The following is a 25,865-nucleotide window of genomic DNA, read 5'->3' as shown; positions in this document are numbered from 1 at the left end:
AACCGCCGACCCCACGCGACCAGCCACGGCCCATGTGAGCCGTGCGGGCGGTGATCCACTCGGATTCCATGAAGGCGGGGCGTCCAGGGCTGGTTGATGCCCCGATATGGCGATCTTTTGGTGATCACGCCTCGCACCTACGCTGGGTCATGTTTGCCTCGACCAGGCCGACCTGACCGCGCTGCGCAAGCGGATGACCGCGATGGCCGCCACGGCGCGGCAGATCGCGGACGCGGCGCCGCACCTGGCCGACGACGTGGCCGCCGCGCGCGGCAAGGTCGACGAACTGGCCGCCGGGCTGGGCACCCTCGCCGACGGCAGCGCCGAGTTGCGACCACCGTGGACGACTAGACGATTCGTGGCCGGTCCGAACAGGGCTTGCTCGGCATCGTGCGAAGGGTTGCGCAGACCTGACCGGAAGCCCTGCTCAGGGCGGGTAAATCGGTTGAGTCGACGGGGGTGTTGCCGGCACGCTGGGTGTTCCGCCACCCACGTCCGGAGGACCTCCGATGCGCCTGCTCCGTGATCTGTGGGGCACCTCGCCACGCCGCCTGACGGTCGTGGCCATCCTGATCGTCCTCGGCGCCGCGGGTCAGGCGGGCGCGTCGGCGCTGGCCGGCCCGGTGCTGCTGCACCGCTCGACCGGCTTCTTCACGGTGCTGGCGGTGGCGCTGGTCGCCGTGGTGCTCAGCGACCTCGCGGTCAGCCTGCTGATGGCCAGCCTGACGGCGGACTGGTCCGCCGACGTCCGACGGCGGCTGTGCCAGGTGGCTCTCGGGCAGGACCTGCCCACCCTGGAGACCACCCCGGTCGGCGAGATGCTGGACCGCATCGACGGCGACGTCTACCAGGTGGCCTCGTCGGTGCGCAACGAGGGCACCCGGCTGGCCCAGGGGCTCTGCGTGGGCCTGCTGTCGATGGTGGTCACGCTGGCGGTCTGGTGGCCGGCCGGGCTCGCCATGCTGGCGCTCACCGTGGCGCTCGCCGTCGGCCTGCGCCGGCCGACCGCGCGGATCGCCCCGGCCCGGATGGCCGAGGAGGAGGCGTGGTCGGACCTGGCCGCGGTGATGGAGGAGGCCGTCCACGGGCAGGACGACGTGCGGACCAGCCTGGCCCGGCCGTACGTCTTGCGGCTGTACGCCCGACGGGCCGCGGCCGTGCTCTCCCGCGGCCGGCGGGTGTGGGTGATGTCGGCCCGGGTGAACGCGACAGCCGCGGCGACGATCCGGGGCGGGATCGCCGCGGTGGTGCTCGGCGGAGCGTGGGCACTGGCCACCGGCCAGATCGACGCCGCCCGGCTGACCGCCGTCTGGCTGCTCGCCCTGGCCTTCGGCGCCACGGTCGAGCACCTGAGCCGGATGGTGCCGGAGTTGCAGTACGCGCTGGGTGCCTGGGCCCGGGTGCAACTGCTCCAGGATGCCCGGCAGGAGCCGGCGGGCGGGGTCAGTCCCACCGACGGTGACCTGCGCATTCGTGACCTGACCTTCGGTTACCAGGTCGGCGACTCCGAGGGCGCTCGGGGGCCGGCGCTCCGCGGGGTCAGCCTCACCTTCACCCGTGGTCGCTCGTACGCGTTGATCGGTCGGACCGGTTCCGGGAAGTCGACCCTGGCGAAGGTGCTCACCCGGGCCGTGGACGTGCCACCGGGGGCGGTCTTCCTCGGCGACACCGACCTGTGCGACCTCGACGTCGAGGAGTTGCGCCGGTGGGTGGCCGTGGTGCCGCAACGCACCGAGATCCTCGCCGGAACGCTGGCCGAGAACGTGGCGCTCTTCGACCCGGCGCTGCTCGATGCCGCCGCTCGTGCCCTCGACGAGCTGGGCCTGACCGGCTGGATCGCCGAGCTGCCCGACGGCCTGGGGACCCGGCTGGGCGAGGGCGGCCACGTCCTCTCGGCGGGGCAGGAGCAGCTCGTGGCGTTCGCCCGGATCCTGGTCCGCGACCCGCACGTGGTGATCCTCGACGAGGCCACGGCACGGCTCGACCCGGTCACCGAGGCGCGGGTGCAGCGGGCCACCGAGCGGCTGCTGCGCGACCGGATCGGCGTCGTCATCGCACACCGGCTCTCCTCGGTGCGCCGCTGCGACGAGGTGGTGGTGTTGGCCGACGGCGCGGTGGTGGAGGCCGGCCCGCTGGAGGCGTCGACCCGCTTCGCCGAGCTGTTGGCGACCAGCCACGCCGCCGCGTACGTCGGTGCCGGGCCGGCGGGGCGCACCGCCACCGATCTGCTCCCCGCCCCCGGCGAGGCCTGGCCGGACCTGCCGTTGCCGGCCGACCCGGCGCCGACGGGGCCATGGCCGGACCAGTCCGCCGAACGGCCGGACGGCGCGGGAGACCGTCCCGTCGCGCCGGCGCGGGCCGACCCGCCGCCGCTGCCGCCCGACCCCAGGGCCCGGACGCTGCGGGAGATCGTGCGGCTGTGCGGCAACGACCCCCGGTACGGGCTGGCGGCGGTCGCGATGTTCCTGCTGATCACCCTGCTCGGGCTGGACGGCCCGGTGCTGCCCTGGCTCTGGGCCGACCTGGTCGACGGCGTCGGCGGGCCGTACCTGCCGGCGCTGGGGATCGTCGCCGGGCTGCTGGTCACCCTGCCGGTGCCGTACTACACCCACATCTGGTTCCCCCAGTGGTGGGTGGGTCAGATGCTGCGGATCAGCCTGCGCCTGGTGCACGGGCAGACCGGGCCGCGTCGGGTCAGCCGACACACCCCGGCCGAGGTGGTGGCGCAGGGCGGTGACACCGAGCGGGTGGTCCAGCTCGCCGACAACGTGCTGGACCAGATGGTCGCCGTGGTCCTGGTGGTGGCCATGACGCTGGTCTCCGGCAGCTTCGTACCGGCGTTGTTCTTCGCCGGCACGATGGTGGTCTCCGGGCTGGCCGCGACGCTCTTCGGGCCAAAGCTGGAGCGCTCGGCGCGGGCCACCGTCGCGGCCCGGGCCGCCTTCGCCACGGCGCTGGTCTCGACGCTGTCGGCGGCACGGTCGGTGAAGCTGGCCGGGGCGACCGGGTCGGTGCTGCGTCACCTGGCCAACCTGGACGCGCTGCGCAGTGACCGGCAGCGCCGGGAGATCAGCGTGCAGGTGTGGTCCCGCTCCACCCCGTCGCTGGCCAGTGGCCTGTTGCCGATCGCGGCGTGGGCGCTCTATCTGGCCGGTGACCTCTCCGCCGGCGCGGTCCTGGTGGCTGTCGCCACCCTGTCGGCGGCCCGCTGGATCGCCTGGACCACCGCGTCGCTGATCTCCCAGCTGCCCTCGGCGCGCGTGTGGACCCGGCGGACGGTGGCGATGACCGGGGTGAGCGCGTACTCGGCGGCCGTGCCGGACGTGGACCTGGTCGCCGGGACGGCACCCGCGCCGACGTCGCCGCCCCGCCACCCGCTGCGCCGGCTGGAGCTGCGTGGCTTCGGGGTGGTGCACTCCGACGGCGTGCTGGCCGTGCGCGACGTCGACCTGACCGTGTCGCGCGGGCAGTTGGTGCTGGTCGTCGGGCCGGTCGGCTCCGGAAAGTCGTCCCTGCTGCGGGCGTTGGCCGGGATCGTGCACCACACCGGGGAGCTGTCGTGGAACGGTGACCCGGTCACCGAGCCCGAGCTGTTCCTGCGACCCAACCAGGTCGGCTACGTCGGTCAGTTGCCCCGGGTGCTCTCCGGCACGGTGGCCGACAACGTCACGCTCGGCCACCAGGTGGACGCCGCCGCGGCGATCTCCACCGCCCAGCTCGACCATGACCTGGCCGCCGCGGGCGGCGGGTTGGGTCTGCTCATCGGGCACAAGGGCACCCGGCTCTCCGGCGGTCAGCTTCAGCGGCTGGCGTTGGCACGGGCGTTGGCGCCGCGTACCGAACTGCTGGTCGCGGACGACGTGTCGTCGGCGCTGGACGTCACCACCGAGCTGGCGCTGTGGGAGGCGCTGCGCGAGCACGGGGTGACCGTCGTCGGCTCGACCGCGAAGCGGGCCGCGCTGGTCCGCGCCGACCACGTGGTGGTGCTGCTCGGCGGCACGGTGGCGGCCCAGGGGTCGTGGCGCGACCTGGAGGGCGACTGGTCGCACCTCGCCGGCTGACGTCGGTCGGGCGGCCGCCGAGCACGGCGGCGGCCACCCGACCGGCGGGGTTCAGGCGGCGCGGGCGTACTGGGCGGGCCCGCTGTACGCGACGCCGAGCTTCGCGGCGGCGCGGCGGGGCCAGTACGGGTCACGCAGCAGCTCCCGACCGAGCAGCACCAGGTCGGCGTCGCCACTGGCGATGATCTGCTCGGCGTGCTCCGGCTCCACGATGAGGCCCACCGCGCCGGTCGGCACACCGGCCTCGCGGCGGATCTGGGCGGCCAGCGGCACCTGGTAGCCGGGGCTGAGGGCGATCCGCTGGTGCGGGCTCACGCCACCGGTGGAGGTGTCGACGAGATCCACGCCGACACCGGCCAGCTCACTGGCGAGCACGACGCTGTCCTCGATCGTCCAGCCGCCCTCGACCCAGTCGGTGGCGGAGATCCGGGTGAGCACCGGCACGTCCTCGCCGACCACGGCACGCACCGCGCGGGCCACGTCCAGGGTGAGTTTCATCCGACCGGCCCGGTCACCGCCGTACTCGTCGGTGCGCTTGTTGGTCAGCGGCGAGAGGAACTCGTTGAGCAGGTAGCCGTGCGCGGCGTGGACTTCCACGGCGGCGAACCCGGCGTCGAGAGCGCGTTCCGCGGCGGCGGCGAACGCGTCCACGACGCCGGCGATGCCCGCCGCGTCGAGGGCGGTGGGCACCCGGTAGGTGGCGTTGTACGGCTCCGGGCTCGGCGCGACCGGCGTCCAGCCGCCCTCCGAGTCCGGTACGCCACCGTCGGCCGGCGCCCACGGCCGGTAGGTGGACGCCTTGAACCCGGCGTGCGCGAGCTGGACGGCCGGCACCGCGCCATGTGCGGCGACGAAGGCGGTGACGGGTCGCCACGCGTCCACGTGCGCGCCGGACCACAGCCCGGTGTCCTGGGGGCTGATCCGCCCCTCGGGGAGTACGGCGGTGGCCTCGGTCAGCACCAGCCCGGCTCCGCCCACGGCGCGGGTGCCGAGGTGGATCAGGTGCCAGTCGGTGGGCAGGCCGTCGGGGCCGGCCGAGTACTGGCACATGGGCGCCATGGCGATCCGGTTGGGCAGGGTGACCCCGCGCAGGGCGAGTGGTGTGAACAGGGAGCTCATGTCGTCATCCTCTCGATACGGCGTCGGACCCCCCGAACGAGGGGTCCGACGCGGTAAGAACGGGTCAGGCGGGGACGGGGTTCAGTTCCGGCCGGATGTCGGCGGCGGCTGGCTCCGGCTCGGTGCGGTCCCGATGGCGCAGCCGGACGTATCCAATGGTCTGATCCGGGCGGGGTGGGAGCGTTACGCCCGACAGATGCCGCTGGCCTGCAGTCGGAGATCGACATACAGGCGAACGGTGAGGCCCCAGACATTGGTCATCGGTGACCGACGTTACCCCGGCACGCCTCCATCGCAACGAGTGTCAGCCGTGAGGCTCCTTACAGACCGTCCCGCTGGCGGGTCAGCGCCAACGCGGTGGCGGTGGTCAGGCCCCAGAGCACCACGAGCCCGAGGACCAGCCGCTCCACCATGCCCACCAGGGCGCCCCGGCCGACGACGAGCATGGCCAGCCCGACCGTGGCGCAGAGCGGCAACGTCAGCGCGACCGTGCCGCCGGACACCCGCCGTACCACCGGGCCGACCGGCCCGGACACGGTGAGCGCGACCATGGCGAAGACCACCACCGCGGTCGCCGCGATGCTCGCGCCGCCGTGCACGAGGTCGGCCACCGTGGTCCGCTCGAACGGCGGCAACGGACAACCGGCCGAGCAGGTCACCGCCCCCGACACGGCCGTGAGAACGGCACCGCTGGCGAGCAGAGCCGGCGCCGCCCGCACACCGGGAGGCAGCGCCGCGGCGACCAACAGCAACGCGGCGGCCAGGGCGAGAACCCCGATCCGGTACGTCACGGCGTGCGCGCTGCCGGCGATACCGGCCTCACTGACGTACCCCGTGAGCCCTGGACCGGGACCGGCGACCAGCGCGACCGTCACCGCGGCCGCGCCGGCCAGCGTGCATCCGGCGGCGGCGGCCGACGCGGCGACCCGGCGCCCGACATCCGCCCGGATGCCCGGCGTGCTCGCGGTGCCGGCCCGGGCCCGCTCAGCCACGCCCGTGCGGCGTCGTCCAGCCGGACTCGTCGGGCCCCAGCGGCACGATCCCACTCGGGTTGATCTCGTGGTGGGTGCCGTAGTAGTGCCGCTTGATGTGGTCGAAGTCCACGGTCTCCCCGAAACCCGGCGTCTGGAACAGGTCCCGGGCGTACGCCCAGAGCACCGGCATCTCGGTCAGCTTGGAGCGGTTGCACTTGAAGTGCCCGTGGTACGCGGCGTCGAAGCGGACCAGCGTGGTGAACAGCCGCACGTCGGCCTCGGTGATCGCGTCGCCCATCAGGTAGCGCTGCCCGTCGAGCCGGTCGGAGAGCAGGTCGAGCCGGGCGAAGAGCGCCCGGAACGCCTCGTCGTACGCCTCCTGGGAGGTGGCGAACCCGCATCGGTAGACGCCGTTGTTGACGTCGGCGTGGATGTCGGTCATCAGCGCGTCCATCTCCGGGCGCAGCTCGACCGGGTACAGGTCCGGTGCGTCGGGCGCGTGCAGCCGCCGCCACTCGGTGGAGAAGTCGAGGGTGAGCTGCGGGTAGTCGTTGGTGACCACCCGCCCGGTCAGGGTGTCGACCAGCGCCGGCACGGTCACCCGGCCGGTGTAGTCCGGGTCGGTGGCCAGGTACGCCTCGGAGAGGAAGCCGACGCCGAGGACCGGGTCGAAGCCGTCCGGGTCGAGGGCGAACGCCCAGCCCCGCTCGTCGCGGATCGGGTCGACGGTGCCCAGCGAGATCGCGTCGTCCAGCCCGAGCAGACCGCGCACGATCCTCGCCCGGTGCGCCCACGGGCAGGCACGGCACCAGATCAGCCGGTACCAGCCGGCCTCCAGGGGCCAGCGGTCCTGCTCGTCCGGGCCGCCACCGGGCGGGGAGGTCGAATCGGCGGTGACCCGACCGGTGAACCGGTTGGGCTGGCGGACGAACGCTCCGCCGCCACTGGTCTCTGCGCTGAACTGGGCCCGGGCCATGCCGTCAACCTATCCGCTGCCGGCGCGGATATCCTGGCGGCCGGCAGCCCCCCGCGACCCGGTGGGTGTGCCCCACCCCCGCCGTCTGCACCCCCGAAGGACTCGCGATGACCGTGGCATACCTGGTGGCCGGTGTCCGTACCCCGATCGGCCGGTACGCCGGCGCGTTGGCCGGAGTCCGCCCCGACGACCTGGCCGCACACGTGATCCGCGAGCTGGTCGAGCGCCATCCGTCGGTGGACTGGGCCCGGGTGGACGACGTGGTGCTGGGCTGCGCCAACCAGGCCGGCGAGGACAACCGCAACGTGGCCCGGATGGCGGCCCTGCTGGCCGGCCTGCCCGAGGAGGTGCCGGGCAGCACGGTCAACCGGCTCTGCGGCTCCGGCCTGGACGCCCTCGCCACCGCCGCGCGGTCCATCGTCGCCGGGGACGCCGAGCTGGTCGTCGCGGGTGGCGTGGAGAGCATGAGCCGGGCGCCGTTCGTCATGCCGAAGGCGACGTCGGCGTACTCCCGCTCGGCCGAGGTGTACGACACCACGCTGGGCTGGCGGCTGGTCAACCCGCTGATGCGCGACGGCTGGGGGGTCGACTCGATGCCGGAGACGGCGGAGAACGTGGCCGCCGAGTACGGCGTGAGTCGCGCCGAGCAGGACGCGTTCGCGTACCGCTCGCAGCAGCGCGCGGCCAAGGCGCAGGCCGACGGCCGGTTCGCCGAGGAGATCGTGGCGGTGACCGTGCCGGCCGGGCGCGGGGAGACCCGGCTGGTCGAGGTCGACGAGCACCCCCGGGAGACCACGCTAGCGAAGCTGGCGGCGCTGCCCACCCCGTTCCGTGCCGGCGGCACGGTGACCGCCGGGAACTCCTCGGGTGTCAACGACGGCGCGGTCGCGTTGCTGGTGGCCAGCGAGGCGGCGGTGGCCCGGTACGAACTCACTCCGCTGGCCCGTATCGGGGGCGCGGCGGCGGCCGGTGTGCCGCCCCGGATCATGGGAATCGGTCCCGTCCCGGCCACCCGCAAGCTACTCGACCGGGCCGGTGTGCAGCTGGGGGCGGTGGACGTGGTGGAGCTGAACGAGGCGTTCGCCGCGCAGTCCGTGGCGGTGCTGCGCGAGTTGGGGCTGCCCGTCGACGCCGAGCACGTCAACCCGAACGGCGGCGCCATCGCGTTGGGGCACCCGTTGGGCGCCAGCGGTGCCCGGCTGGCGTTGACCGCCGCGCTGGAGTTGCGGCGGCGCGGTGGGCGTCGGGCCCTGGCCACCATGTGCATCGGTGTCGGGCAGGGCATCTCGCTGCTGCTGGAGTCCGCCGGCTGAGTGCGGAAACAGCGCGAAGGGATCTCCCGAACGCTGGAGTCGGCGGCCTAGAGTGGTCCACACCACACCACTCGACCCGCGGGTCCGCCGGTGGTCGCACACGCCCGTCGACGCCGGTGCCGCCCGTGCCGCGGCGATGAACTGGGGAGCACAGATGCCGGACGGACTGCCGACCGAGATCGATCTGACCAGGCCGAGCGCGGCCCGGGTGTACGACTATTTCCTGGGCGGGGCGCACAACTTCGAGATCGACCGGCAGTTGGCCGAGCAGATCGCCAGCATGACCCCGAACCTCGCCGCGACCATGCGCTCCGGCCGCGAGTTCCTGCGCCGGGCCGTCCGGGTGCTGCTCGACGCCGGCATCGACCAGTTCCTCGACATCGGCTCCGGAATTCCCACCGTGGGCAACGTGCACGAGGTGGCCCAGGCGGCGAACCCCAAGGCCCGGGTGGTGTACGTCGACATCGACCCGGTGGCCGTCGCGCACAGCCGCGAACTGCTCGCCGGCAACGACCTGACCGGTGTGATCCACGCCGACCTGCGGGAGCCGGAGCGGATCCTCGCCGAGACCCGCCAGCTCGGGCTGATCGACTTCAGCCGGCCGATGGGCATCCTGCTGGCCGGGGTGGTGCACTTCGTGCCGGACGCCGACCACCCCGATGCGATCCTGGCCACCCTGCGGGCCGCCGCCGCGCCGGGGAGTTTCCTGGTCATCTCGCACTCCACCTTCGAGGACCAGCCGCAGGAGATGCTGGACGCCCAGCGGCTCTCCGCGCGTACCGACACCGAGATCGCCCTGCGCTCGCGTGCCCAGGTCACCGGCTTCTTCGGCGACTGGACCGTCCTCGAACCGGGTGTCGTGCACATGCCGCTCTGGCGTCCGGACTCACCGTCCGACGTGGACGAGCACCCGGAGCGGTTCGGCGCCTTCGGGGGCGTCGCCCGGTACGACCAGCCCGCCGGCTGATCCCGTGGCCGCCGTCGGGGATCCCATCGGTGCCGACGTCGGCCGGGGCGGCGCCGAGGGCTACGCCGCCGACTGGGCCCGTGCGGTGCGCCGGCTCGGTTTCGTGCCGCTGAGCGCGGCCGAGACCGAGCGGCTGCTGCTGGCGCACACCGTCCGGTTGGCGCAGGCGGTGCGCACGGAGCCGTTCACCGCCCGCCCCGCGGAGGAGGTCGGTCGCGCCCTGGTGGAGGCCCATCTCACCGAGCCTCGGGCACTGGAATGGTCGTTGCGTGCCCTCGGCACGGACTTCCCCCGCCGGGTGCTGGCGGCCGACGGGTGGCCGGCGGACCTGACCGAGCGGATCGCGGCCGTACAGGGTGGGCTGGCCGCCGGGTACGCCCGGGCGCTGCGGGACCGCACCTTCGCCCAGCAGGAACGGATCGCCCGGTCGGCCTGGCAGGCGCGCGACGAGGTCGAGCAGGCGCTGCGGGACAGCGAGGCACGGTTCCGGGCGGTGTTCACCGGCGCGGCGATCGGGATCGGCATCGCCGGGGTGGACGGTCAGATCATCGACGTCAACCAGGCGTTCGCCGACATGCTGGGCTACTCGATCGAGGAACTGTGCCGGATCAACGTGGCGGCGTTGTTCCACGCCGACGACGCCGCCGGCATGTGGGAGCTGTATCAGCAACTCATCGAGGGCAAACAGGACGCGGCCCGGGTGGAGAAGCGCTACCACCGCAAGGACGGCAGCGTGGTCTGGACGGACCTGGCCGTCTCGCTGATCCGGCACGACGACGGCCGGCCCCGGTTCACCGTTGCCATGATCGAGGACATCACCGAGCGGTACGAACTCCAGCAGCGGCTGCGGTTCCAGGCCCTGCACGACCCGCTGACCGGGCTGCCCAACCGGACGCTGTTCTTCGAGACGTTGGGCCGGGTCCTCGACGCCGCCGCGGCGGCGGACCGCCGCGTCGGGGTGTGCTTCCTCGACCTGGACGGGTTCAAGGCGATCAACGACAGCCTCGGCCACGACCTCGGCGACCGGCTGCTGGTGATGATCGGCCGGCGGCTGGCCGAGTGTGTGGCCGACCACGGCCACCTGGTCGCCCGGATGGGCGGCGACGAGTTCGTGATCCTGGTCGACGGCGGTGAGGACGCGGTGGCCGTGGCGAAGACGGCCCTCGCTGCCGTCGCCGCCCCGGTGCACGTCGGTGACCAGCAGTTGGCGGTCTCGGCCAGCGTGGGCACCGTGGAGTGCCCGGTCGCGGAGACCAGCGCCTCGGAGTTGATGAAGGCCGCCGACACGACGCTGTACTGGGCCAAGGCGGCGGGTCGGGGCCGGTGGGCGGTCTACGACCCGGAGCGCAGCGCACGGGACATGGCCCGGGCGGCGCTGGTCGCCGGGCTGCCGGCGGCCCTGGAGCGGGGCGAGTTCGTGCTGCACTACCAGCCGATCGTGTCGCTGCTGGAGGGCCGCATGCTCGCGGTGGAGGCGCTGGTCCGGTGGAAGCACCCCGAGCTGGGCCTGATCGGGCCGGACCGGTTCATCGGCCTCGCCGAGGAGACCGGCCTGATCGTCGGGCTCGGCGAGTGGGTGCTGCGCACCGCGTGCCGCGACGCCGAACGGTGGTGGCGGGAGTTCCCCGACGCCCGACTGGTGGTCAGCGTCAACCTGGCGGCCCGGCAGGCCGACGACCCCGCGATCGTGGACACCGTGGCCGACGCGCTGGCCACCAGCGGGTTGCCCGAGGAACTGCTGCAACTGGAGCTGACCGAGAGCGCCGTGATGGGCAGCGCCGGTGAGCCGCTGCGCAGCCTGCACCGGCTCGCCGACCTGGGCGTCCGACTGGCGGTGGACGACTTCGGCACCGGCTACTCCAACCTGGCGTACCTGCGGCGGCTGCCGATCCACTGCCTGAAGCTGGCCGGCCCGTTCGTCGAGGGCATCCGCGCCGACGGTACGGATGTGGCGGCCGATCACCGCGACGAGCGGATCGTCGACGCGTTGGTGCGGTTGGCCCACGCCCTGGAGCTGTGGGTCACCGCCGAGGCGGTGGAGACCGGGGTGCAGGCCGAGCGGCTACGGGCGCTGCGGTGCGACACCGGGCAGGGCCGGTATTTCGGCGCGCCGTCGCCGGCCGAGACGATCACCGCCCGGCTGCGTGGCGGGGCGGCGTGATGGGTGCGCGCGGGGGATCGTTGCGTCCGGGACGGTCCCGATGGTGGCGACGAAAGGCGACGGCGTGAGCCTGAACGACTCGCAGACGGTGGTGACCGTGGTGGCCGCGTTGGCCATCCTGGCCGGGCTGGCCGGCGTGGTGGTGCCCGGCCTGCCGGCGCTGCCGCTGTGCTGGGGCGGGGTGCTCGTCTGGGCGATCTTCGGCGGCGCCGGCCCGGGTGGGTGGGTGGTGTTCGCCGCCGCGACGCTGGTCGCCGCCGGCGGCACGGTGGTCAAGTACGCCTGGCCCGGTCGCAACCTGAAGCGCACCGGCGTGCCCACGTCGACGCTGCTCGCCGGCGCGGTGCTCGGCATCGTCGGGTTCTTCGTGATCCCGGTGGTGGGGCTGCTGCTCGGCTTCGTCGTCGGGGTGTGGGCGGCGGAGCGGCTGCGCCTGGGCAGCAACCAGTTGGCCTGGCCGTCCACGGTGCAGGCGCTCAAGGCCGCCGGCCTGTCCATGCTTGTCGAGTTCACCGCCGGCCTGCTGATCGCCGCCGCCTGGGTGACCGGCCTCCTCCTGCTCTGACCTCCCGCGAGCCCTTCCTCCGCTGATCAAGAGGTTTGCGTCAGAATTCGCGCCCCGCGTGACGCGAACCTCTTGATCACCGCGGAGATGGGGGCGCGGGGCACCGGCCCGTGAGAGAGGAAGGTGTGCCCCGCGCCGCCGCGGTCCGGGCGGTCCGAGTGCCCGGGTAGGCCCGTCGCGAACGGGCTGGTCACAGGCTCAAGGATGGGGCCGGCGGGCGCGCGCGGCAACGCAATTAGCCCGGCGGCGGTGAGATTCCCACCCGCACCGTATTGACCGCCCTTGATCGGCGGGACGACACTTTGCGCACTCGTACGCGGAATCCCTCAGGGAGGTGTGCAGTGGCCACGACGCCCGTGCCGACCGCCGAGCAGCCGATGGACGACGATGCCCGACGGCTCGCCGAACTCGGCTACAAGCAGGAGCTGCGCCGCAAGTGGAGCGGCTTCTCCAACTTCGCCATCTCGTTCTCGATCATTTCGATCCTGGCCGGCTGTTTCACCACCTTCGGGCAGGCGTGGAACAACGGTGGACCGGTCGCCATCTCCTGGGGCTGGCCGCTGATCTCGCTGTTCATCTTGATCATCGGCTTCTGCATGGCGGAGCTGGTGTCGGCGTACCCCACCGCGGGCGGGATCTACTGGTGGGCGGCGACCATGGGTCGGCCGGTGCACGGCTGGTTCACCGGCTGGCTCAACCTGATCGGCCTGGTCGCGGTCACCGCCTCGGTCGACTACGGGTGCGCGACGTTTCTCAACCTCACCCTGTCGGCGCTGTTCGACGGCTGGGCGGGGACGCTACGCCAGGCCTTCCTGCTCTTCGTGATCATCCTGGTGCTGCACGGTCTGATCAACATCTTCGGGCACCGGATCATCGACGTACTCCAGAATGTCTCGGTCTGGTGGCACGTGGCCGGCGCGGCCGTCGTGGTGGCCATCCTGGTCTTCGTCCCGGACAACCACCAGAGCTTCCAGTTCGTGTTCACCGAGCGGTTCAACAACTCCGGCTTCGGTGATGGCGACGTCGGCGGGCTGACGTTCTGGTTCTACGTGCTGCCGCTGGGCTTCCTGCTGACCCAGTACACGATCACCGGCTTCGACGCCTGCGCGCACGTCTCCGAGGAGACCCGGGGCGCCTCGCAGGCCGCCGCCCGAGGGCTCTGGCAGTCGATCTTCTACTCGGCGGTCGGCGGCTGGATCCTGCTGCTGGCGTTCCTGTTCGCGGCCACCGACGTCGAGGCGGTCAACGCGGCCGGCGGCTTCTCCGGTGCCATCTTCGAGTCCGCGCTCACCCCGGTCTTCTTCAAGATCGTCATCATCATCTCCACCATCGGGCAGTTCTTCTGCGGAATGAGCTGCGTGACCTCGATGAGCCGGATGGCGTACGCGTTCAGCCGCGACCGGGCGGTCCCCGGCTGGCGGTTGTGGTCCTCGGTCGACCGCAACGGCACCCCGGTCAAGGCGATCATCGGCGCCACCGTGGCCGGTCTGGTGCTCACTTTGCCGGCGCTGTACGAGAGCTCCGCCGGCATCCCGATCGCGTTCTACGCGGTGGTGTCCGTCGCGGTGCTCGGGCTCTACCTGTCCTTCCTCATCCCGATCGCGCTGCGACTGCGAATGGGTGACCGGTTCACCCCCGGCCCGTGGACCCTCGGGCGGAAGTACAAACTGCTCGGCTGGATCGCGGTCATCGAGATCGCGATCATCGCGGTCTACTTCGTGCTGCCGATCGTGCCCGCCGGGGTGCCCGGCAGCGACGACTTCACCTGGTCGGCGGTGAACTACGCGCCGCTCGCCGTGGGCGGGGTGCTGCTGGTGGTCGCCGTCTGGTGGTACGCCTCGGCCCGCAAGTGGTTTACCGGCCCGGTCCGCACCGTCGAGGACCCGACCGTCGAGTCTCAGCCGGCGGCGGTCGACGGACCGGACTGACGGGGTCGATCAGGGTCGCGCGGATCCCACCGTGGTTTGCCGCCGACCGCGCCGGGGGCATTGACGGTGATCCGGTTTGCCAGTAGACCTTGGTGATGGAGGCCCGCGAATGAGAAGAGCTCCGCTCACGCTGGAACAACTGCGGGTCGCCGTCGCCGAGGGCGAGATCGACACGGTGGTGCTGGCCCTTGTCGACATGCAGGGCCGCCTCCAGGGCAAACGATTCCACGCGCCGTACTTCCTCGACCAGGTGGTGGCCAACGGCAGCGAGGGGTGCAACTACCTGCTCGCCGTGGACGTCGACATGAACACCGTCGACGGGTACGCGATGTCGAGCTGGGACCGCGGCTACGGCGACTTCGCGATGGTGCCGGACTTCGACACGCTGCGGCGGACGCCCTGGCAGCCCGGTTCCGCGCTGCTCCTGGCAGACCTGACCTGGCTGGACGGCTCCGGTGACGTGGTCGCCTCACCCCGGCAGATCCTGCGCCGGCAACTGGACCGGCTGGCCGAGCACGGGCTCACCGCGTACGCCGGCACCGAGCTGGAGTTCGTGCTGTTCCGCGACTCGTACGAGGACGCCTGGCGGCGTGGCTACCGCGATCTCACCCCGGCCAACCAGTACAACGTGGACTACTCCCTGCTCGGCACCGCCCGGGTCGAGCCGCTGCTGCGCCGGATCCGCACCGAGATGGCCGGCGCCGGGCTGACCCCGGAGAGCGCCAAGGGCGAGTGCAACCTGGGCCAGCACGAGATCGCCTTCCGGTACGACGAGGCGGTCGCCTGCGCCGACCACCACGTGATCTACAAGAACGGCGCCAAGGAGATCGCCGCCCAGGAGGGCATGGCGATCACCTTCATGGCCAAGCCGAACGAGCGGGAGGGCAACTCCTGCCACATCCACTTCTCGTTGCGGGACTCGTCGGGCTCGTCGGCGATGCTCGGTGACGGGCCGGCGCGCCTGTCGCAGACCGGGCAGCGGGTGCTCGCCGGTCTGCTCGCCACCATGCGGGAGTTCAGCCTGCTCTTCGCCCCGAACATCAACTCCTACAAGCGCTACCAGCCGGGGTCGTTCGCCCCGACGGCGTTGCGCTGGGGTGTGGACAACCGCACCTGCGCGCTGCGGGTGGTCGGGCACGGGCAGGGCATGCGGGTGGAGAACCGGGTGCCCGGCGCCGACGTCAACCCGTACCTGGCAATCGCCGGGCTGGTCGCCGGCGCGCTGCACGGCATCGACCGGGAGCTGGAGCTGGACGGGGAGTGCACCGGCAACGCGTACGACGACCCGGAGGCCGAGCGCGTCCCCGGCACCCTGCGCGACGCCCTCGCCCTGTGGGAGGCGTCGACGGTGGCCCGGGAGGCGTTCGGCGACGAGGTGGTGGCGCACTACGCCAACCAGGCGAGAGTGGAGTTGACGGCGTTCGACGCCGCGGTGACGGACTGGGAGCTGACCCGTGGTTTCGAGCGCCTCTGACCCCTCCGTCCCCACCCCTCACCGCGTCGATCATGAAGTTGTGGTGGGCGGAGAGTAGCGTGAGGCGGCTTTTGTGGGGCACCACAACTCCATGATCGACCGGGTGAAGAGGGGGTGGGGCGTGTGACGGTTCTGGTGGATCCCGCTCGTGGGGTGGGGTTTCTGGAGGTTGCTGCGGCCTCGGTGGACGAGGTCGACTCCGTCATCGCGCGGGCTTCTCGTGCTTTCGAGAGTTGGCGGGGGGTCGCTCCGGGGGACCGGGCTCGGTTGCTGCGGCGGTTCGCGTCCGTTGTCGACGCGCATCTCGACGAGCTGGCCGCGCTGGAGGTGCGCAACTCGGGGCACACGATCGGCAACGCCCGCTGGGAGGCCGGCAACGTCCGCGACGTGCTGGACTACTACGCCGGAGCGCCGGAGCGGCTGACCGGGCGGCAGATCCCGGTGCCCGGCGGGCTGGACGTCACCTTCCACGAGCCACTCGGCGTGGTCGGGGTGATCGTGCCGTGGAACTTCCCCATGCCGATCGCCGGCTGGGGGTTCGCCCCGGCCCTCGCGGCCGGCAACACCGTGGTGCTCAAACCCGCCGAGCTGACCCCCCTCACCGCACTGCGCCTGGCCGAGTTGGCCCGCGAGGCCGGCCTGCCCGACGACGTGTTCACCGTGCTGCCGGGCGAGGGCGCGGTGGTGGGGGAGCGGTTCGTCAGCCACCCAGCGGTCCGCAAGATCTGCTTCACCGGCTCCACCGCGGTCGGCACGCGCATCATGGCCGGCTGCGCCACCCAGGTGAAGCGGCTCACCCTGGAGTTGGGCGGCAAGAGCGCGAACATCGTCTTCGCCGACGCCGACCTGGAACGCGCCGCCGCGACCGCGCCCGGCGCGGTCTTCGACAACGCCGGCCAGGACTGCTGCGCACGGTCGCGGATCCTCGTCCAACGCCCGGTGTACGACCGCTTCCTGGAACTGCTCGAACCGGCGGTCCGGGCGGTACGGGTGGAGGACCCGGGCCGGGACACCGCCGAGATGGGGCCGCTGATCTCCGCCGCGCAGCGCGACCGGGTCGCCGGGTACGTGACCGGGGCGAAGGTCGCGTTCACCGGGTCCTGCCCCGACGGCCCCGGTTTCTGGCACGCGCCGACCGTGCTGCTGGCCGACTCGCCGGCCGACCGGCACTGGCGGGAGGAGATCTTCGGCCCGGTGGTCTCGGTGCTCCCCTTCGACGACGAGGCCGACGCGATCCGGCTCGCCAACGACACCGAGTACGGCCTTTCCGGCTCGATCTGGACCCGGGACGTGGGCCGCGCCCTCCGGCTCGCCCGCGCCGTCGAGTCGGGCAACCTCAGCGTCAACTCGCACTCCTCGGTGCGCTACTGGACCCCGTTCGGTGGGATGAAGCGTTCCGGGCTCGGCCGTGAGCTGGGCCCCGACGCTCTGCACTCCTTCACGGACGTCAAGAACGTGTTCATCGCGACGGAGGAGTGACGCCAGTGCAGGGTCGGTTGCAGGACCGGGTGGCCGTGGTCACCGGAGCGGGCAGCGGCATCGGGTTGGCCACCGTGCGGCGGTTCGCCGCCGAGGGGGCCCGGGTCGTCTGCGTGGACATCGACGAGGTGGCCGGTACGAAGGCCGCCGAGAAGTGCGGCGGCGAGTTCGTGTCCACCGACGTGGCCGACGAGTCGGCGGTACGCGACCTGTTCGACGGGGTGGCCGACCGGCACGGCCGGGTGGACATCGCGTTCAACAACGCCGGCATCTCGCCGCCGGACGACGAATCCATCCTGGACACCGGCCTCGACGCCTGGGAGCGGGTGCTGCGGGTCAACACCACGAGCGTCTACCTCTGCTGCAAGTACGCGATCCCGCACATGCGCCGGCAGGGCAAGGGGTCGATCATCAACACCGCCTCGTTCGTGGCGTTGATGGGTGCCGCGACGTCGCAGATCGCGTACACCGCCAGCAAGGGCGGGGTGCTGGCGATGACCCGCGAGCTGGGTGTGCAGTTCGCCCGCGAGGGCATCCGGGTCAACGCGCTCTGCCCCGGGCCGGTGGCGACCCCGCTGCTGCTGGAGCTGTTCGCCGCCGACCCGGAGCGGGCCGCCCGTCGGCTGGTGCACGTGCCGATGGGACGGTTCGGACAGCCGGAGGAGATCGCCGCCGCGGTGGCGTTCCTGGCCAGCGACGACGCCTCGTTCATGACCGCCGCGCAGTTCGTGGTCGACGGCGGCATCACGGGCGCGTACGTCACCCCGCTGTGAGGCGGCCGCTGATCGGGATCAGCGCGTACGTCGAGCCGGCCGACTGGGCGGTCTGGCGGGGCGTGCCGGCCGTGCTGGTGCCGCAGGCGTACGTGCGGGCGGTGACCGCCGCCGGCGGCCGGGCGGTGGTGGTGCCTCCGGACGACCAGGACGCCGACGTGGTGGCCGTCCTCGACGGGCTGCTGCTGGCCGGGGGTGCCGACGTGGGCCCGGGGCGGTACGGCCAGCCACCGCATCCGCGTACCGAGGACCGGCCGGACCGGGACGCCGGTGAACTGACCCTGCTGGCCGCCGCGCTCGCCGCCGGGTTGCCGGTGCTCGGTGTCTGCCGGGGTATGCAGCTGCTCGCCGTCGCCTACGGCGGTGCCCTGCACCAGCACCTGCCGGACGTGGTCGGTCACGACGAGCACCGCCCGGCACCCGGCGTCTACGGCGACCACGCGGTGCGGTTCGCGGCGGGCAGCCTCGCCGCGGCGGTGTTGGCCGGGGTGGACCGGGTCAACTCGTACCACCACCAGGCGGTGGCCGATCCGGGTCGACTGTCCGTCACCGGTTGGGCGGCGGACGGCGTGATCGAGGCGGTGGAGGACCCGGCCCTGCCGTTCGTACTCGGTGTGCAGTGGCATCCGGAGAACGAGTCGGACCCGCGTCCGATCGCCGCGCTGGTCGAGGCGGCCGGCCGGCGTCCGCCGGTCGTCGCGGCCGCACCTGCGGCGCTGCGCCCGGTGTGACGTACGTCGCCCCCGCCCGCGCGAACGCGCGGTGGGAGGATCGGCGCATGGGCACGGTGTATCTGGAGATCGACGGTCGGCTGCGGGACTTCATCGCGGCCCAGCCGGTCTTCTTCGTGGCGACCGCACCGTCCGGTGCCGAGGGGCACGTCAACGTCTCACCGAAGGGCATGCGGGGCACGTTCGTGATCCTCGGCCCGCACCGGGTGGCGTACCTCGACTATCACGGCAGTGGTGCCGAGACCATCGCCCACCTGCGGGACAACGGCCGCATCACGCTGATGTTCTGCGCCTTCGACGGGCCGCCGAAGATCGTCCGGCTGCACGGCGGGGGCAGCAGCGTCGCGGTGACCGAGGACGCCTTCGTCGATCGGCTCGCCGAGTTCCCCACGCCACCGGACGTGCACGCGGTGCGGGCCGTGATCACCGTCGACGTCGAGCGGGTCAGCGACTCCTGCGGCTACGCGGTGCCGCTGATGGACTACCGCGCCGAACGCGACCTGTTGCTCAGCTCACACTCCCGTCGTACCGCCGATGACCTGGTGGTCTACCGGGCCACCAAGAACGCGGCGAGCATCGACGGACTGCCCGTCTTCTGACCTGGCCGGGCACCGCGGCGCCACCGGCCCGGCCGCCGCCGCCCACTCCGACCGCGGCTCACCGACGGATGGGGTGGAGATAATCAGCGTCCGAGGAACGGTACGCGTTACGTTGCTGGTCCGTTGGGGTACAAGTCGGAGCACAGCGGGTGGAGATCAACGGCTGAGGGGTACGGCCGGAGCGGGGAGGCTGCATGAGCTCGGCCCAGGGGGGCGCGGACGCCGGGCATCCCTTCACGGACGGCGGGGAGATCCCCCCGATGCTGGCTGCGGCGTTCGCGGCCGGCGGTGAGCTGGGCGAGCGGATGCGCGACTTCGACTGGTCCACCACCCCGCTGGGCGCGCCCGGACGCTGGCCGGTCGCACTCTCCACCGCGGCCGGCATGATGCTCGCCTCCAGCGCGCAGATCGTCATGTTCTGGGGCGACGACCAGCTCGCCTTCTACAACGACGCCTACCGACCGACCATCGGCGCCAAGCACCCGCACGTGTTGGGTCAGCCGGCCGGCCAGCACTGGGCGGAGACCTGGGACGTGCTCGGCCCGCTGCTGGACGGCGTCCGGCGCACCGGAAGCTCCTACCGCGGCGAGGACCATCCCTTCCTGCTGGACCGGTACGGGTTCGTCGAGGAGACCTACTTCAACGTCTCGTACGACCCGATCCGCGGTGACGACGGCACGGTCAGCGGCGTCTACTGCATCGTCAACGAGACCACCGGGCGGGTGCTCGGCGAACGCCGGCTGCGGGCACTGGCCGAGCTGGGCGCCGACCTGGCCGACGTGGCCAACGCCGCCGAGCTGGGCCGGGCCGCCGCCGCGGTCCTCGAACGGCACCGGGCCGACGTGCCCTTCGCACTGATCTACCTGGGCGACGACAGCGGTCGCCTCGTCCTGGCCGGTGCCAGCGGCACGGGCCAGGCGACCGTCGGCGCCACCGCCGACCTGCTCGCCCGGGCTGCCGCCGACGGTGAGCCGGTCACCGTCGATGTGGCGCAACTGCTCGACCGGCCACCCGCCGACGCGGCCGACGAGGCCCTCATGCTGCCCGTCACGGCGGCCAACGAGACGGTCGGCGCGCTGGTCGTCGGCGTGGCCCGCCGGCTGCCGCTCGGCGACGACTACCGCGATTTCCTCGACCTGGTCGCCGCGCAGATCTCCCGGGCCGTCGGCAAGCAGCGGGCGTACGAGCAGGAGCGGGCCCGCGCCGCCGAGCTGGCCGCCCTCGACCAGGCGAAGACCCACTTCTTCGCCAACGTCAGCCACGAGTTCCGTACGCCGCTGACCCTGGTGCTCGGCCCTCTGGAGGACATGCTGGCCGACCCGGCGCTGCCGGTCGCCGACATCGAGCGCCTCACGATGATGCACCGCAACGCGTTGCGGCTGCTCAAGCTCGTCAACACCGTGCTGGACTTCTCCCGGCTGGAGTCGGGTCGCCTCGCCGCCCGCTACCAGCCCACCGACCTGTCCGGCTACACCGCCCGGCTGGCCAGCACCTTCCGTTCGGCCACCGACCGGGCCGGGTTGCGGCTGGTGGTGGACTGCCCGCCGCTGGCCGCGCCGGTCTTCGTCGACCGGGACATGTGGGAGAAGATCGTCCTCAACCTGGTGTCGAACGCGGTCAAGTTCACCTTCGACGGCGAGATCCGGGTCCGCGTCCGGGCCGTGGAGGCCGGTGCCCGACTGGAGGTCACCGACACCGGCGTGGGAATCGTGCCGGCCGAACTGCCGCACGTCTTCGAACGGTTCCACCGGGTGCCCGGGGTGCGCGCCCGCACGCACGAGGGCACCGGCATCGGCCTGGCGCTGGTCCGGGAGCTGGTCGAGATGCACGGCGGCGAGGTCGGTCTGACCAGTCGCGTCGACGAGGGCAGCACCTTCGCGGTGACCATCCCGTTCGGGTCGGCGCACCTGCCCGCCGACCGGGTCGAGGCGTTCGGCCCGCCCGCCGGCGAGCCCGAGCAGGCCCGCCTCTACGTGGCGGAGACCGTGCTGTGGAGCGGCGCGGGGCACCTGCCGGAGGTCGACAGCGGGCCGACGACGATCACCCCGGCCGGTCGGATCCTCGTGGTCGACGACAACGTGGACCTGCGCGAGCACGTCACCCGCCTGCTCTCCCCGACCTGGGAGGTGGTCACCGCCAGCGACGGGCTGGCGGCCCTGCCACTCGCCCAGGAGGGCGCGTTCGACCTGGTTCTCACCGACGTGATGATGCCCCGGCTGGACGGGTTCGGGCTGGTCGGCGCCCTGCGCGCCGACCCGCGTACCCGGCATGTGCCGATCGTGCTGCTCTCCGCCCGCGCCGGGTCCGCGGAGGCCGTCGCCGGTCTCTCCGTCGGCGCCGACGACTACCTCACCAAGCCGTTCTCCGGGCAGGAGCTGATCGCCCGGGTGCGCGCCAACGTGGAGTTGGGCCAGCTGCGTGGGCAGATCATCCGCCGGCTCCGGGCGCTGGCCGACGCGGCGGTCGCGGTGAACACCGCCCGATCCACCGCCGACGTGCTCCAGGTCGCGGCCCGGCACGCGCTCAGCCTCGCCGAGGCGGCCCGGGTGGTCATCACGACGGGCGACGCCCGCGCCGAGGCGGACGCCGGCGGTACCACCGCCGCCGACCCGTCCTTCGTGGCCGAGCTGACCGGCACCACCGGCGAGCAGCTCGGCGAGCTGCGGGTCTGGCGGGCGGCCGGCGACGCCGCCCAGACCGACGACGCCGCGCTCACCCAACTGGCCCGGCTGGTCGGGGTGCGACTGGAGAACGCCCAGCTCTACGAGGCCGAACACCGCATCGCCACCACCCTGCAGCACAGCCTGCTGCCCCGAACGTTGCCCCAACTGCCCGGCGCGGTCGTGGCCAGCCGTTACCTGCCCGGCAGCGCCGACGTCGAGGTCGGCGGCGACTGGTACGACGTGATCGCGCTGGACGGCGACGAGCTGGTGCTCGTCATCGGCGACGTGGTCGGCAAGGGCGTCCGGGCCGCGGCCGCGATGGGGCAACTGCGCAACGCGCTGCGGGCGTACGTGCTGGAGGGCTTCGACCCGGCCGAGTCGCTGACCCGGCTCAACCGGCTGGTCGCCTCCACCGAGGGCCGTTCCTTCGCGACCGTGGTCTGCCTGCTGTTCAACCCGCGCACCGGCCGGCTGCGGTACGCCAGCGCCGGTCACCCCTCCCCGCTGCTGATCCGAGGAGGCGACGTGGCGTTCCTGCACGACCGCGCGCTCGGCCCGCCGGTCGGCGCCATCCCCGACACGACCTACCAGGTGGTCGACGGGGAGCTGCACGCCGGCGACCGGTTGCTGCTCTACACCGACGGCCTCATCGAGGACCGCAAACTCGGCATCGACACCGCGCTGGCGCAGCTCCGCGCCGACGCCGCCACCTCGGGCGAGCACGTGGTGGACCTGATCGACGCGGTGGTCGAGCGGGTCGTCGGGCAGCGACGCCGCGACGACGTGGCGGTGCTCGGCCTGGAGGCCGCCGAGCTGAACCGCTTCGCGTTGCGGCTGCCGGCGGACCCGACGCGGCTGAGCGTGCTGCGCAAGCGCCTGGAGGACTTCCTCGTCGCGCACTCCGTCGGCGAGACCGACCTGTTCGACCTGACCGTTGCCGTCTCCGAGGCCGCCGCCAACGCCATCGAGCACCCCGTGCACCCCGCCGAGCCGATGATCAGCGTGGAGGTGGCCATCGAGGACCGCACCGTCACCGCCACGGTGCGCGACAGCGGGCGGTGGCGGGAGTCGACCGGCTCCGGGTTCCGGGGGCGCGGCCTGTCCCTGATCAAGGCACTGGGGGACCTGTCGGTGCGGCGTACCGATGAGGGCACCGAGGTGACGCTGCGCCGGGAGCTGCAGGGCTGACCCCGCGCCCGGTGACGGCCGGGTCGGCTAGGCCGGCCTGAGCCAGCTCTGCTCGCCCAGGCCGGAGATCTCCAACACCCGACGGACCTGCCGCGACGGCAGCACCGTGAGCGTGCCGGGGAACTGCTGGGCGAGCCGGACCAGGGCATGGATGGCGGCCGAATCGAAGAAGGTGACCGCGCTCAGGTCCAGCGTGATCTGCTCGGCGGGCTCGCGCAGCGCGGTCTGGAGCATGGTGTCGGCGGTCGCCATGTCGACCTCGCCGGCCACCACGACGTGGAGGTGGTCACCGTCGATCTCCGCGCTGGCGGAGAAGACGGGTGGTGCTCCCCCTTGATCCACGCAGACACCATGGCACAGCCGACCTGGCGGGGCAACAACCCCTCCGGGGCGGCCGTGGCGTGGGTCACCGGCGGCTCCGGCGATAGGCTTGCGCCATGACCGTCCGTCCGCCGCTGACACCAGGCGCGCTCTCCCCGCTGCGACCGGTGCCGTCCCACATCGCCCGACCGGAGTACGTGGGTAAGAAGGGCCCGCAGGAGTGGCGTGGCTCCCACGTGCAGACGCCGGAGACCATCGAGAAGATGCGGATCGCCAGCCGGTTGGCCGCCCAGGCGACCCAGCTCGCCGGCGAGCACTGCAAGCCCGGCGTGACCACCGACGAGATCGACAAGGTGGTGCACGAGTTCCTCTGCGACCACGGCGCGTACCCGTCGACGCTCGGCTACCGGGGCTTCCCCAAATCCTGCTGCACCAGCCTCAACGAGGTCGTCTGCCACGGCATCCCGGACTCCACGGTCATCCAGGACGGCGACATCATCAACGTCGACGTCACCGCGTACATCGGTGGGGTGCACGGTGACACCGACGCCACCTTCTGCGTCGGCGAGGTCAGCGAGGAGGCCCGACTGCTGGTCGAGCGGACCCACGAGGCGATGATGCGCGGTATCCGCGCCGTCGCCCCGGGCCGCCAGATCAACGTCGTGGGCCGGGTCATCGAGTCGTACGCCAAGCGGTTCGGCTACGGCGTGGTCCGCGACTTCACCGGCCACGGCATCGGCGAGTCCTTCCACAGCGGGCTCTACGTGCCGCACTACGACAGCCCCCGACCCACCGACGTCATGGAGCCGGGGATGACCTTCACCATCGAGCCGATGATCACGCTCGGCACCTACCAGTACGACATGTGGGACGACGGGTGGACCGTCGTCACGAAGGACCGGAAGTGGACGGCCCAGTTCGAACACACCATCGTGGTGACCGACAACGGCCACGAGATCCTGACCCTGCCGTGACCGACGCCCCTGCCGCGCTGCGTGAGGCGCACCACGCCGACGTCTCCGGTGGCTGGCTGCGCCCGGCCGTCTTCGGCGCCATGGACGGCCTGGTCACCAACATCGCCCTGATCGCCGGCGTCGGAGGCGGCGGTGTGTCGCCGCGCAGCATCGTGCTGACCGGCTCCGCCGGCCTGGTCGCCGGGGCGATCTCGATGGGCCTCGGCGAGTACACCAGCGTCCGCTCCGCCAACGAACAGGTCGCCGCCGAGGTCGCCAAGGAACGGCGCGAGCTGGAGCGGCACCCCGAGGCGGAGGCCCGCGAGCTGGCCGACGCCTGGGTGGCCCGTGGCCTGCCCCGGGACCTGGCCACCCAGGTCGCGGAAGCGGTGCGCCGCGACCCGGAGGAGGCCCTGCGGGTGCACGTCCGCGAGGAGTTGGGCGTCGACCCCGACGACCAGCCCAGCCCGTGGGCCGCGGCGATCTCGTCGTTCCTGTTCTTCTCGGCGGGAGCGCTGGTGCCGCTGCTGACGTACCTGTTCGGTGCCACCCAGCTGTGGCTGGCGCTCGCCGTCGGCGGCCTCGGACTGTTCGCCGCCGGGGCGGTGGTGGCCCGCTTCACCAGCCGGCCCTGGTGGACCAGCGGCCTACGCCAGCTGGTGCTGGGCGCCGCGGCGGCCGGCGCCACCTACCTGATCGGCATGCTGATCGGGGTGCAGGGCGGGCTGTGACCCGCCTCAGCCGGTGAGCAACTCGTCGACCGTGCCGTCCACCGGCCGGCCGCGGGCGGTCAGCTCGTCGGCCTGCCGGCCCAGCACCGCACCCACCTCGGTCATGTCCGCCCCGGCCAGACCGGTGCGCCGCACGGCGTCGCCGGGATCACGGAAATAGGTGCGACTCAGCAGGCCGGTCACCGTCGCCGCCGCCAACCGTGCCTCGCCGAGCATCAGCAACGCCTGGTCGGTCTCGTACCACTCGGCCAGCCGGGCGGCCCGGGCGTGCGCCGCGCTGCCCCGATACCACGCCTGCCGGGCCGCGCTGCTGAACTCCGCCGGCCGAGCCCGGGCCAACCGCCCGAGATGCTCGTCGCGCAGCGTCCGCAGCCAACCCGTCGGGTCGTGCAACGCCCGGGTCGTGACGTACCGGTCGGCGGTGAGCGGCCAGAGCGAGGAGAGCACCCGGGCCTGCGCGAGGTAGTCCTCGGCGGCGGCCACGGTCAGGTCGACGAGCACCCCGTCCACCCGGCGGGTCGCCAACGGGGGACCGGTGCCGGGCCGGTAGGTCACCACCAGCATGCCCACCTCGCTGTCCCCACCACCGTCATCGTCGCCGTGCGCCAGGGGACCGTGCACCGCGACCGCGAGCACATCGGCGGGAAACCGTCGCCCGATGGCCTCGGCCACCCGCTCCGCCACCGTCCACCGTCGATCGTCGAGGCCCCGACCGACACCGGCCTGTCCGCTGCTCGCGCTCACGGGTCCGCCTTTGTTCGCGACTGCGGGGCTCGCAGGCCCGGCTCACTCCTCGCGCTCACGGGTCCGCCTTTGTTCGCGACTGCGGGGCTCGCAGGCCCGGCTCACTCCTCGCGCTCACGGGTCCGCCTTTGTTCGCGACTGCGGG

19 protein-coding genes are annotated in these 25,865 nt (G+C 72.7%); 14 read left to right on the top strand and 5 right to left on the bottom strand.

The features are described 5' to 3' along the window. Positions 1-509 precede the first annotated feature (509 nt). Positions 510-4,061, top strand: coding sequence for an ABC transporter ATP-binding protein (locus tag AB0H52_RS03070; RefSeq protein ID WP_151488176.1), 3,552 nt, complete (start codon positions 510-512; stop codon positions 4,059-4,061). Positions 4,062-4,112: 51 nt separating this feature from the next. Here the strand turns inward: AB0H52_RS03070 and AB0H52_RS03065 are convergent, their stop codons facing one another. The 3 genes from AB0H52_RS03065 to AB0H52_RS03055 all read right to left on the bottom strand — a co-directional run bounded on the left by AB0H52_RS03065 (position 4,113) and on the right by AB0H52_RS03055 (position 7,130). Continuing rightward, the gene (locus tag AB0H52_RS03065) at positions 4,113-5,180 is read right to left on the bottom strand and encodes an NADH:flavin oxidoreductase/NADH oxidase (protein WP_151488175.1); all 1,068 of its coding nucleotides are present in this window, start codon (positions 5,178-5,180) and stop codon (positions 4,113-4,115) included. Between the two features lie 320 nt (positions 5,181-5,500). Further along, positions 5,501-6,172, bottom strand: a complete 672-nt coding sequence (locus AB0H52_RS03060) for a DUF998 domain-containing protein (RefSeq protein WP_225854143.1) — start codon at positions 6,170-6,172, stop codon at positions 5,501-5,503. Next, entirely contained in the window at positions 6,165-7,130 is a 966-nt protein-coding gene (locus tag AB0H52_RS03055) for a glutathione S-transferase C-terminal domain-containing protein (RefSeq protein ID WP_357944885.1), read from the bottom strand. The genes AB0H52_RS03060 and AB0H52_RS03055 overlap by 8 nt, the downstream gene beginning before the upstream one ends. Positions 7,131-7,237: 107 nt before the next feature. Here AB0H52_RS03055 and pcaF point away from each other — a divergent pair, with 107 nt between their 5' ends. The 11 genes from pcaF to AB0H52_RS03000 all read left to right on the top strand — a co-directional run bounded on the left by pcaF (position 7,238) and on the right by AB0H52_RS03000 (position 22,971). Then, positions 7,238-8,443: a 3-oxoadipyl-CoA thiolase gene (gene pcaF, locus AB0H52_RS03050; protein WP_151488173.1), complete on the top strand. Its 1,206-nt coding sequence runs from the start codon at positions 7,238-7,240 to the stop codon at positions 8,441-8,443. Between the two features lie 154 nt (positions 8,444-8,597). Continuing rightward, on the top strand, positions 8,598-9,410 hold the full coding sequence (locus AB0H52_RS03045) for an SAM-dependent methyltransferase (protein WP_151488172.1): 813 nt from the start codon (positions 8,598-8,600) through the stop codon (positions 9,408-9,410). A 4-nt stretch (positions 9,411-9,414) separates the two neighbouring features. Continuing rightward, on the top strand, positions 9,415-11,571 hold the full coding sequence (locus AB0H52_RS03040; protein WP_357944881.1) for an EAL domain-containing protein: 2,157 nt from the start codon (positions 9,415-9,417) through the stop codon (positions 11,569-11,571). 64 nt (positions 11,572-11,635) lie between these two features. Next, positions 11,636-12,136 (top strand): DUF456 domain-containing protein, encoded by a 501-nt coding sequence (locus tag AB0H52_RS03035; protein ID WP_151488170.1) that lies wholly within the window; start codon positions 11,636-11,638, stop codon positions 12,134-12,136. A 341-nt stretch (positions 12,137-12,477) separates the two neighbouring features. Beyond that, entirely contained in the window at positions 12,478-14,064 is a 1,587-nt protein-coding gene (locus tag AB0H52_RS03030; protein WP_151488169.1) for an amino acid permease, read from the top strand. A 109-nt stretch (positions 14,065-14,173) separates the two neighbouring features. Beyond that, entirely contained in the window at positions 14,174-15,538 is a 1,365-nt protein-coding gene (locus AB0H52_RS03025) for a glutamine synthetase family protein (protein WP_357944877.1), read from the top strand. Positions 15,539-15,661: 123 nt separating this feature from the next. Beyond that, the gene (locus AB0H52_RS03020) at positions 15,662-17,017 is read left to right on the top strand and encodes an aldehyde dehydrogenase family protein (RefSeq protein ID WP_151488167.1); all 1,356 of its coding nucleotides are present in this window, start codon (positions 15,662-15,664) and stop codon (positions 17,015-17,017) included. 5 nt (positions 17,018-17,022) lie between these two features. Continuing rightward, positions 17,023-17,790 (top strand): 3-oxoacyl-ACP reductase, encoded by a 768-nt coding sequence (locus AB0H52_RS03015; protein WP_357944873.1) that lies wholly within the window; start codon positions 17,023-17,025, stop codon positions 17,788-17,790. Continuing rightward, positions 17,787-18,521 carry a gamma-glutamyl-gamma-aminobutyrate hydrolase family protein gene (locus AB0H52_RS03010; protein ID WP_151488165.1) on the top strand — a complete coding sequence of 245 codons (735 nt, stop codon included), beginning with the start codon at positions 17,787-17,789 and terminating at the stop codon, positions 18,519-18,521. Before AB0H52_RS03015 ends, AB0H52_RS03010 begins: the two co-directional genes overlap by 4 nt. A gap of 47 nt (positions 18,522-18,568) precedes the next feature. Beyond that, positions 18,569-19,120 carry a pyridoxamine 5'-phosphate oxidase family protein gene (locus AB0H52_RS03005; RefSeq protein ID WP_357944870.1) on the top strand — a complete coding sequence of 184 codons (552 nt, stop codon included), beginning with the start codon at positions 18,569-18,571 and terminating at the stop codon, positions 19,118-19,120. Positions 19,121-19,314: 194 nt separating this feature from the next. Further along, positions 19,315-22,971 carry a SpoIIE family protein phosphatase gene (locus AB0H52_RS03000; protein WP_357944867.1) on the top strand — a complete coding sequence of 1,219 codons (3,657 nt, stop codon included), beginning with the start codon at positions 19,315-19,317 and terminating at the stop codon, positions 22,969-22,971. A 27-nt stretch (positions 22,972-22,998) separates the two neighbouring features. On the opposite strand, the gene AB0H52_RS02995 is transcribed toward AB0H52_RS03000, so the two are convergent. Further along, complete coding sequence (locus tag AB0H52_RS02995) at positions 22,999-23,313, bottom strand: STAS domain-containing protein (RefSeq protein WP_192580122.1); 315 nt, start codon at positions 23,311-23,313, stop codon at positions 22,999-23,001. Positions 23,314-23,408: 95 nt separating this feature from the next. On the opposite strand from AB0H52_RS02995, the gene map reads away from it, so the two are divergent. Then, entirely contained in the window at positions 23,409-24,266 is an 858-nt protein-coding gene (map, locus tag AB0H52_RS02990) for a type I methionyl aminopeptidase (RefSeq protein ID WP_151488162.1), read from the top strand. Next, positions 24,263-24,976, top strand: a complete 714-nt coding sequence (locus AB0H52_RS02985; protein WP_151488161.1) for a VIT1/CCC1 transporter family protein — start codon at positions 24,263-24,265, stop codon at positions 24,974-24,976. The genes map and AB0H52_RS02985 overlap by 4 nt, the downstream gene beginning before the upstream one ends. Positions 24,977-24,982: 6 nt before the next feature. Here AB0H52_RS02985 and AB0H52_RS02980 read toward each other — a convergent pair whose 3' ends face one another. Then, positions 24,983-25,720 (bottom strand): nucleotidyltransferase domain-containing protein, encoded by a 738-nt coding sequence (locus tag AB0H52_RS02980; RefSeq protein ID WP_151488160.1) that lies wholly within the window; start codon positions 25,718-25,720, stop codon positions 24,983-24,985. Between the last annotated feature and the right edge of the window lie 145 nt (positions 25,721-25,865).

This window comes from Micromonospora sp. NPDC050695 (assembly GCF_040654415.1).
GTDB lineage: Bacteria > Actinomycetota > Actinomycetes > Mycobacteriales > Micromonosporaceae > Micromonospora.
This window is presented reverse-complemented; position numbering and strand designations above follow the sequence as displayed.

What these genes read in the sequence shown, in the direction of transcription:
- AB0H52_RS03070 (WP_151488176.1), top strand. Translation starts at nt 510, where the DNA reads ATGCGCCTGCTCCGTGATCTGTGGGGCACCTCGCCACGCCGCCTGACG.
- AB0H52_RS03065 (WP_151488175.1), bottom strand. Translation starts at nt 5,180, where the DNA reads ATGAGCTCCCTGTTCACACCACTCGCCCTGCGCGGGGTCACCCTGCCC.
- AB0H52_RS03055 (WP_357944885.1), bottom strand. Translation starts at nt 7,130, where the DNA reads ATGGCCCGGGCCCAGTTCAGCGCAGAGACCAGTGGCGGCGGAGCGTTC.
- pcaF (WP_151488173.1), top strand. Translation starts at nt 7,238, where the DNA reads ATGACCGTGGCATACCTGGTGGCCGGTGTCCGTACCCCGATCGGCCGG.
- AB0H52_RS03045 (WP_151488172.1), top strand. Translation starts at nt 8,598, where the DNA reads ATGCCGGACGGACTGCCGACCGAGATCGATCTGACCAGGCCGAGCGCG.
- AB0H52_RS03025 (WP_357944877.1), top strand. Translation starts at nt 14,174, where the DNA reads ATGAGAAGAGCTCCGCTCACGCTGGAACAACTGCGGGTCGCCGTCGCC.
- AB0H52_RS03005 (WP_357944870.1), top strand. Translation starts at nt 18,569, where the DNA reads ATGGGCACGGTGTATCTGGAGATCGACGGTCGGCTGCGGGACTTCATC.
- AB0H52_RS03000 (WP_357944867.1), top strand. Translation starts at nt 19,315, where the DNA reads ATGAGCTCGGCCCAGGGGGGCGCGGACGCCGGGCATCCCTTCACGGAC.
- map (WP_151488162.1), top strand. Translation starts at nt 23,409, where the DNA reads ATGACCGTCCGTCCGCCGCTGACACCAGGCGCGCTCTCCCCGCTGCGA.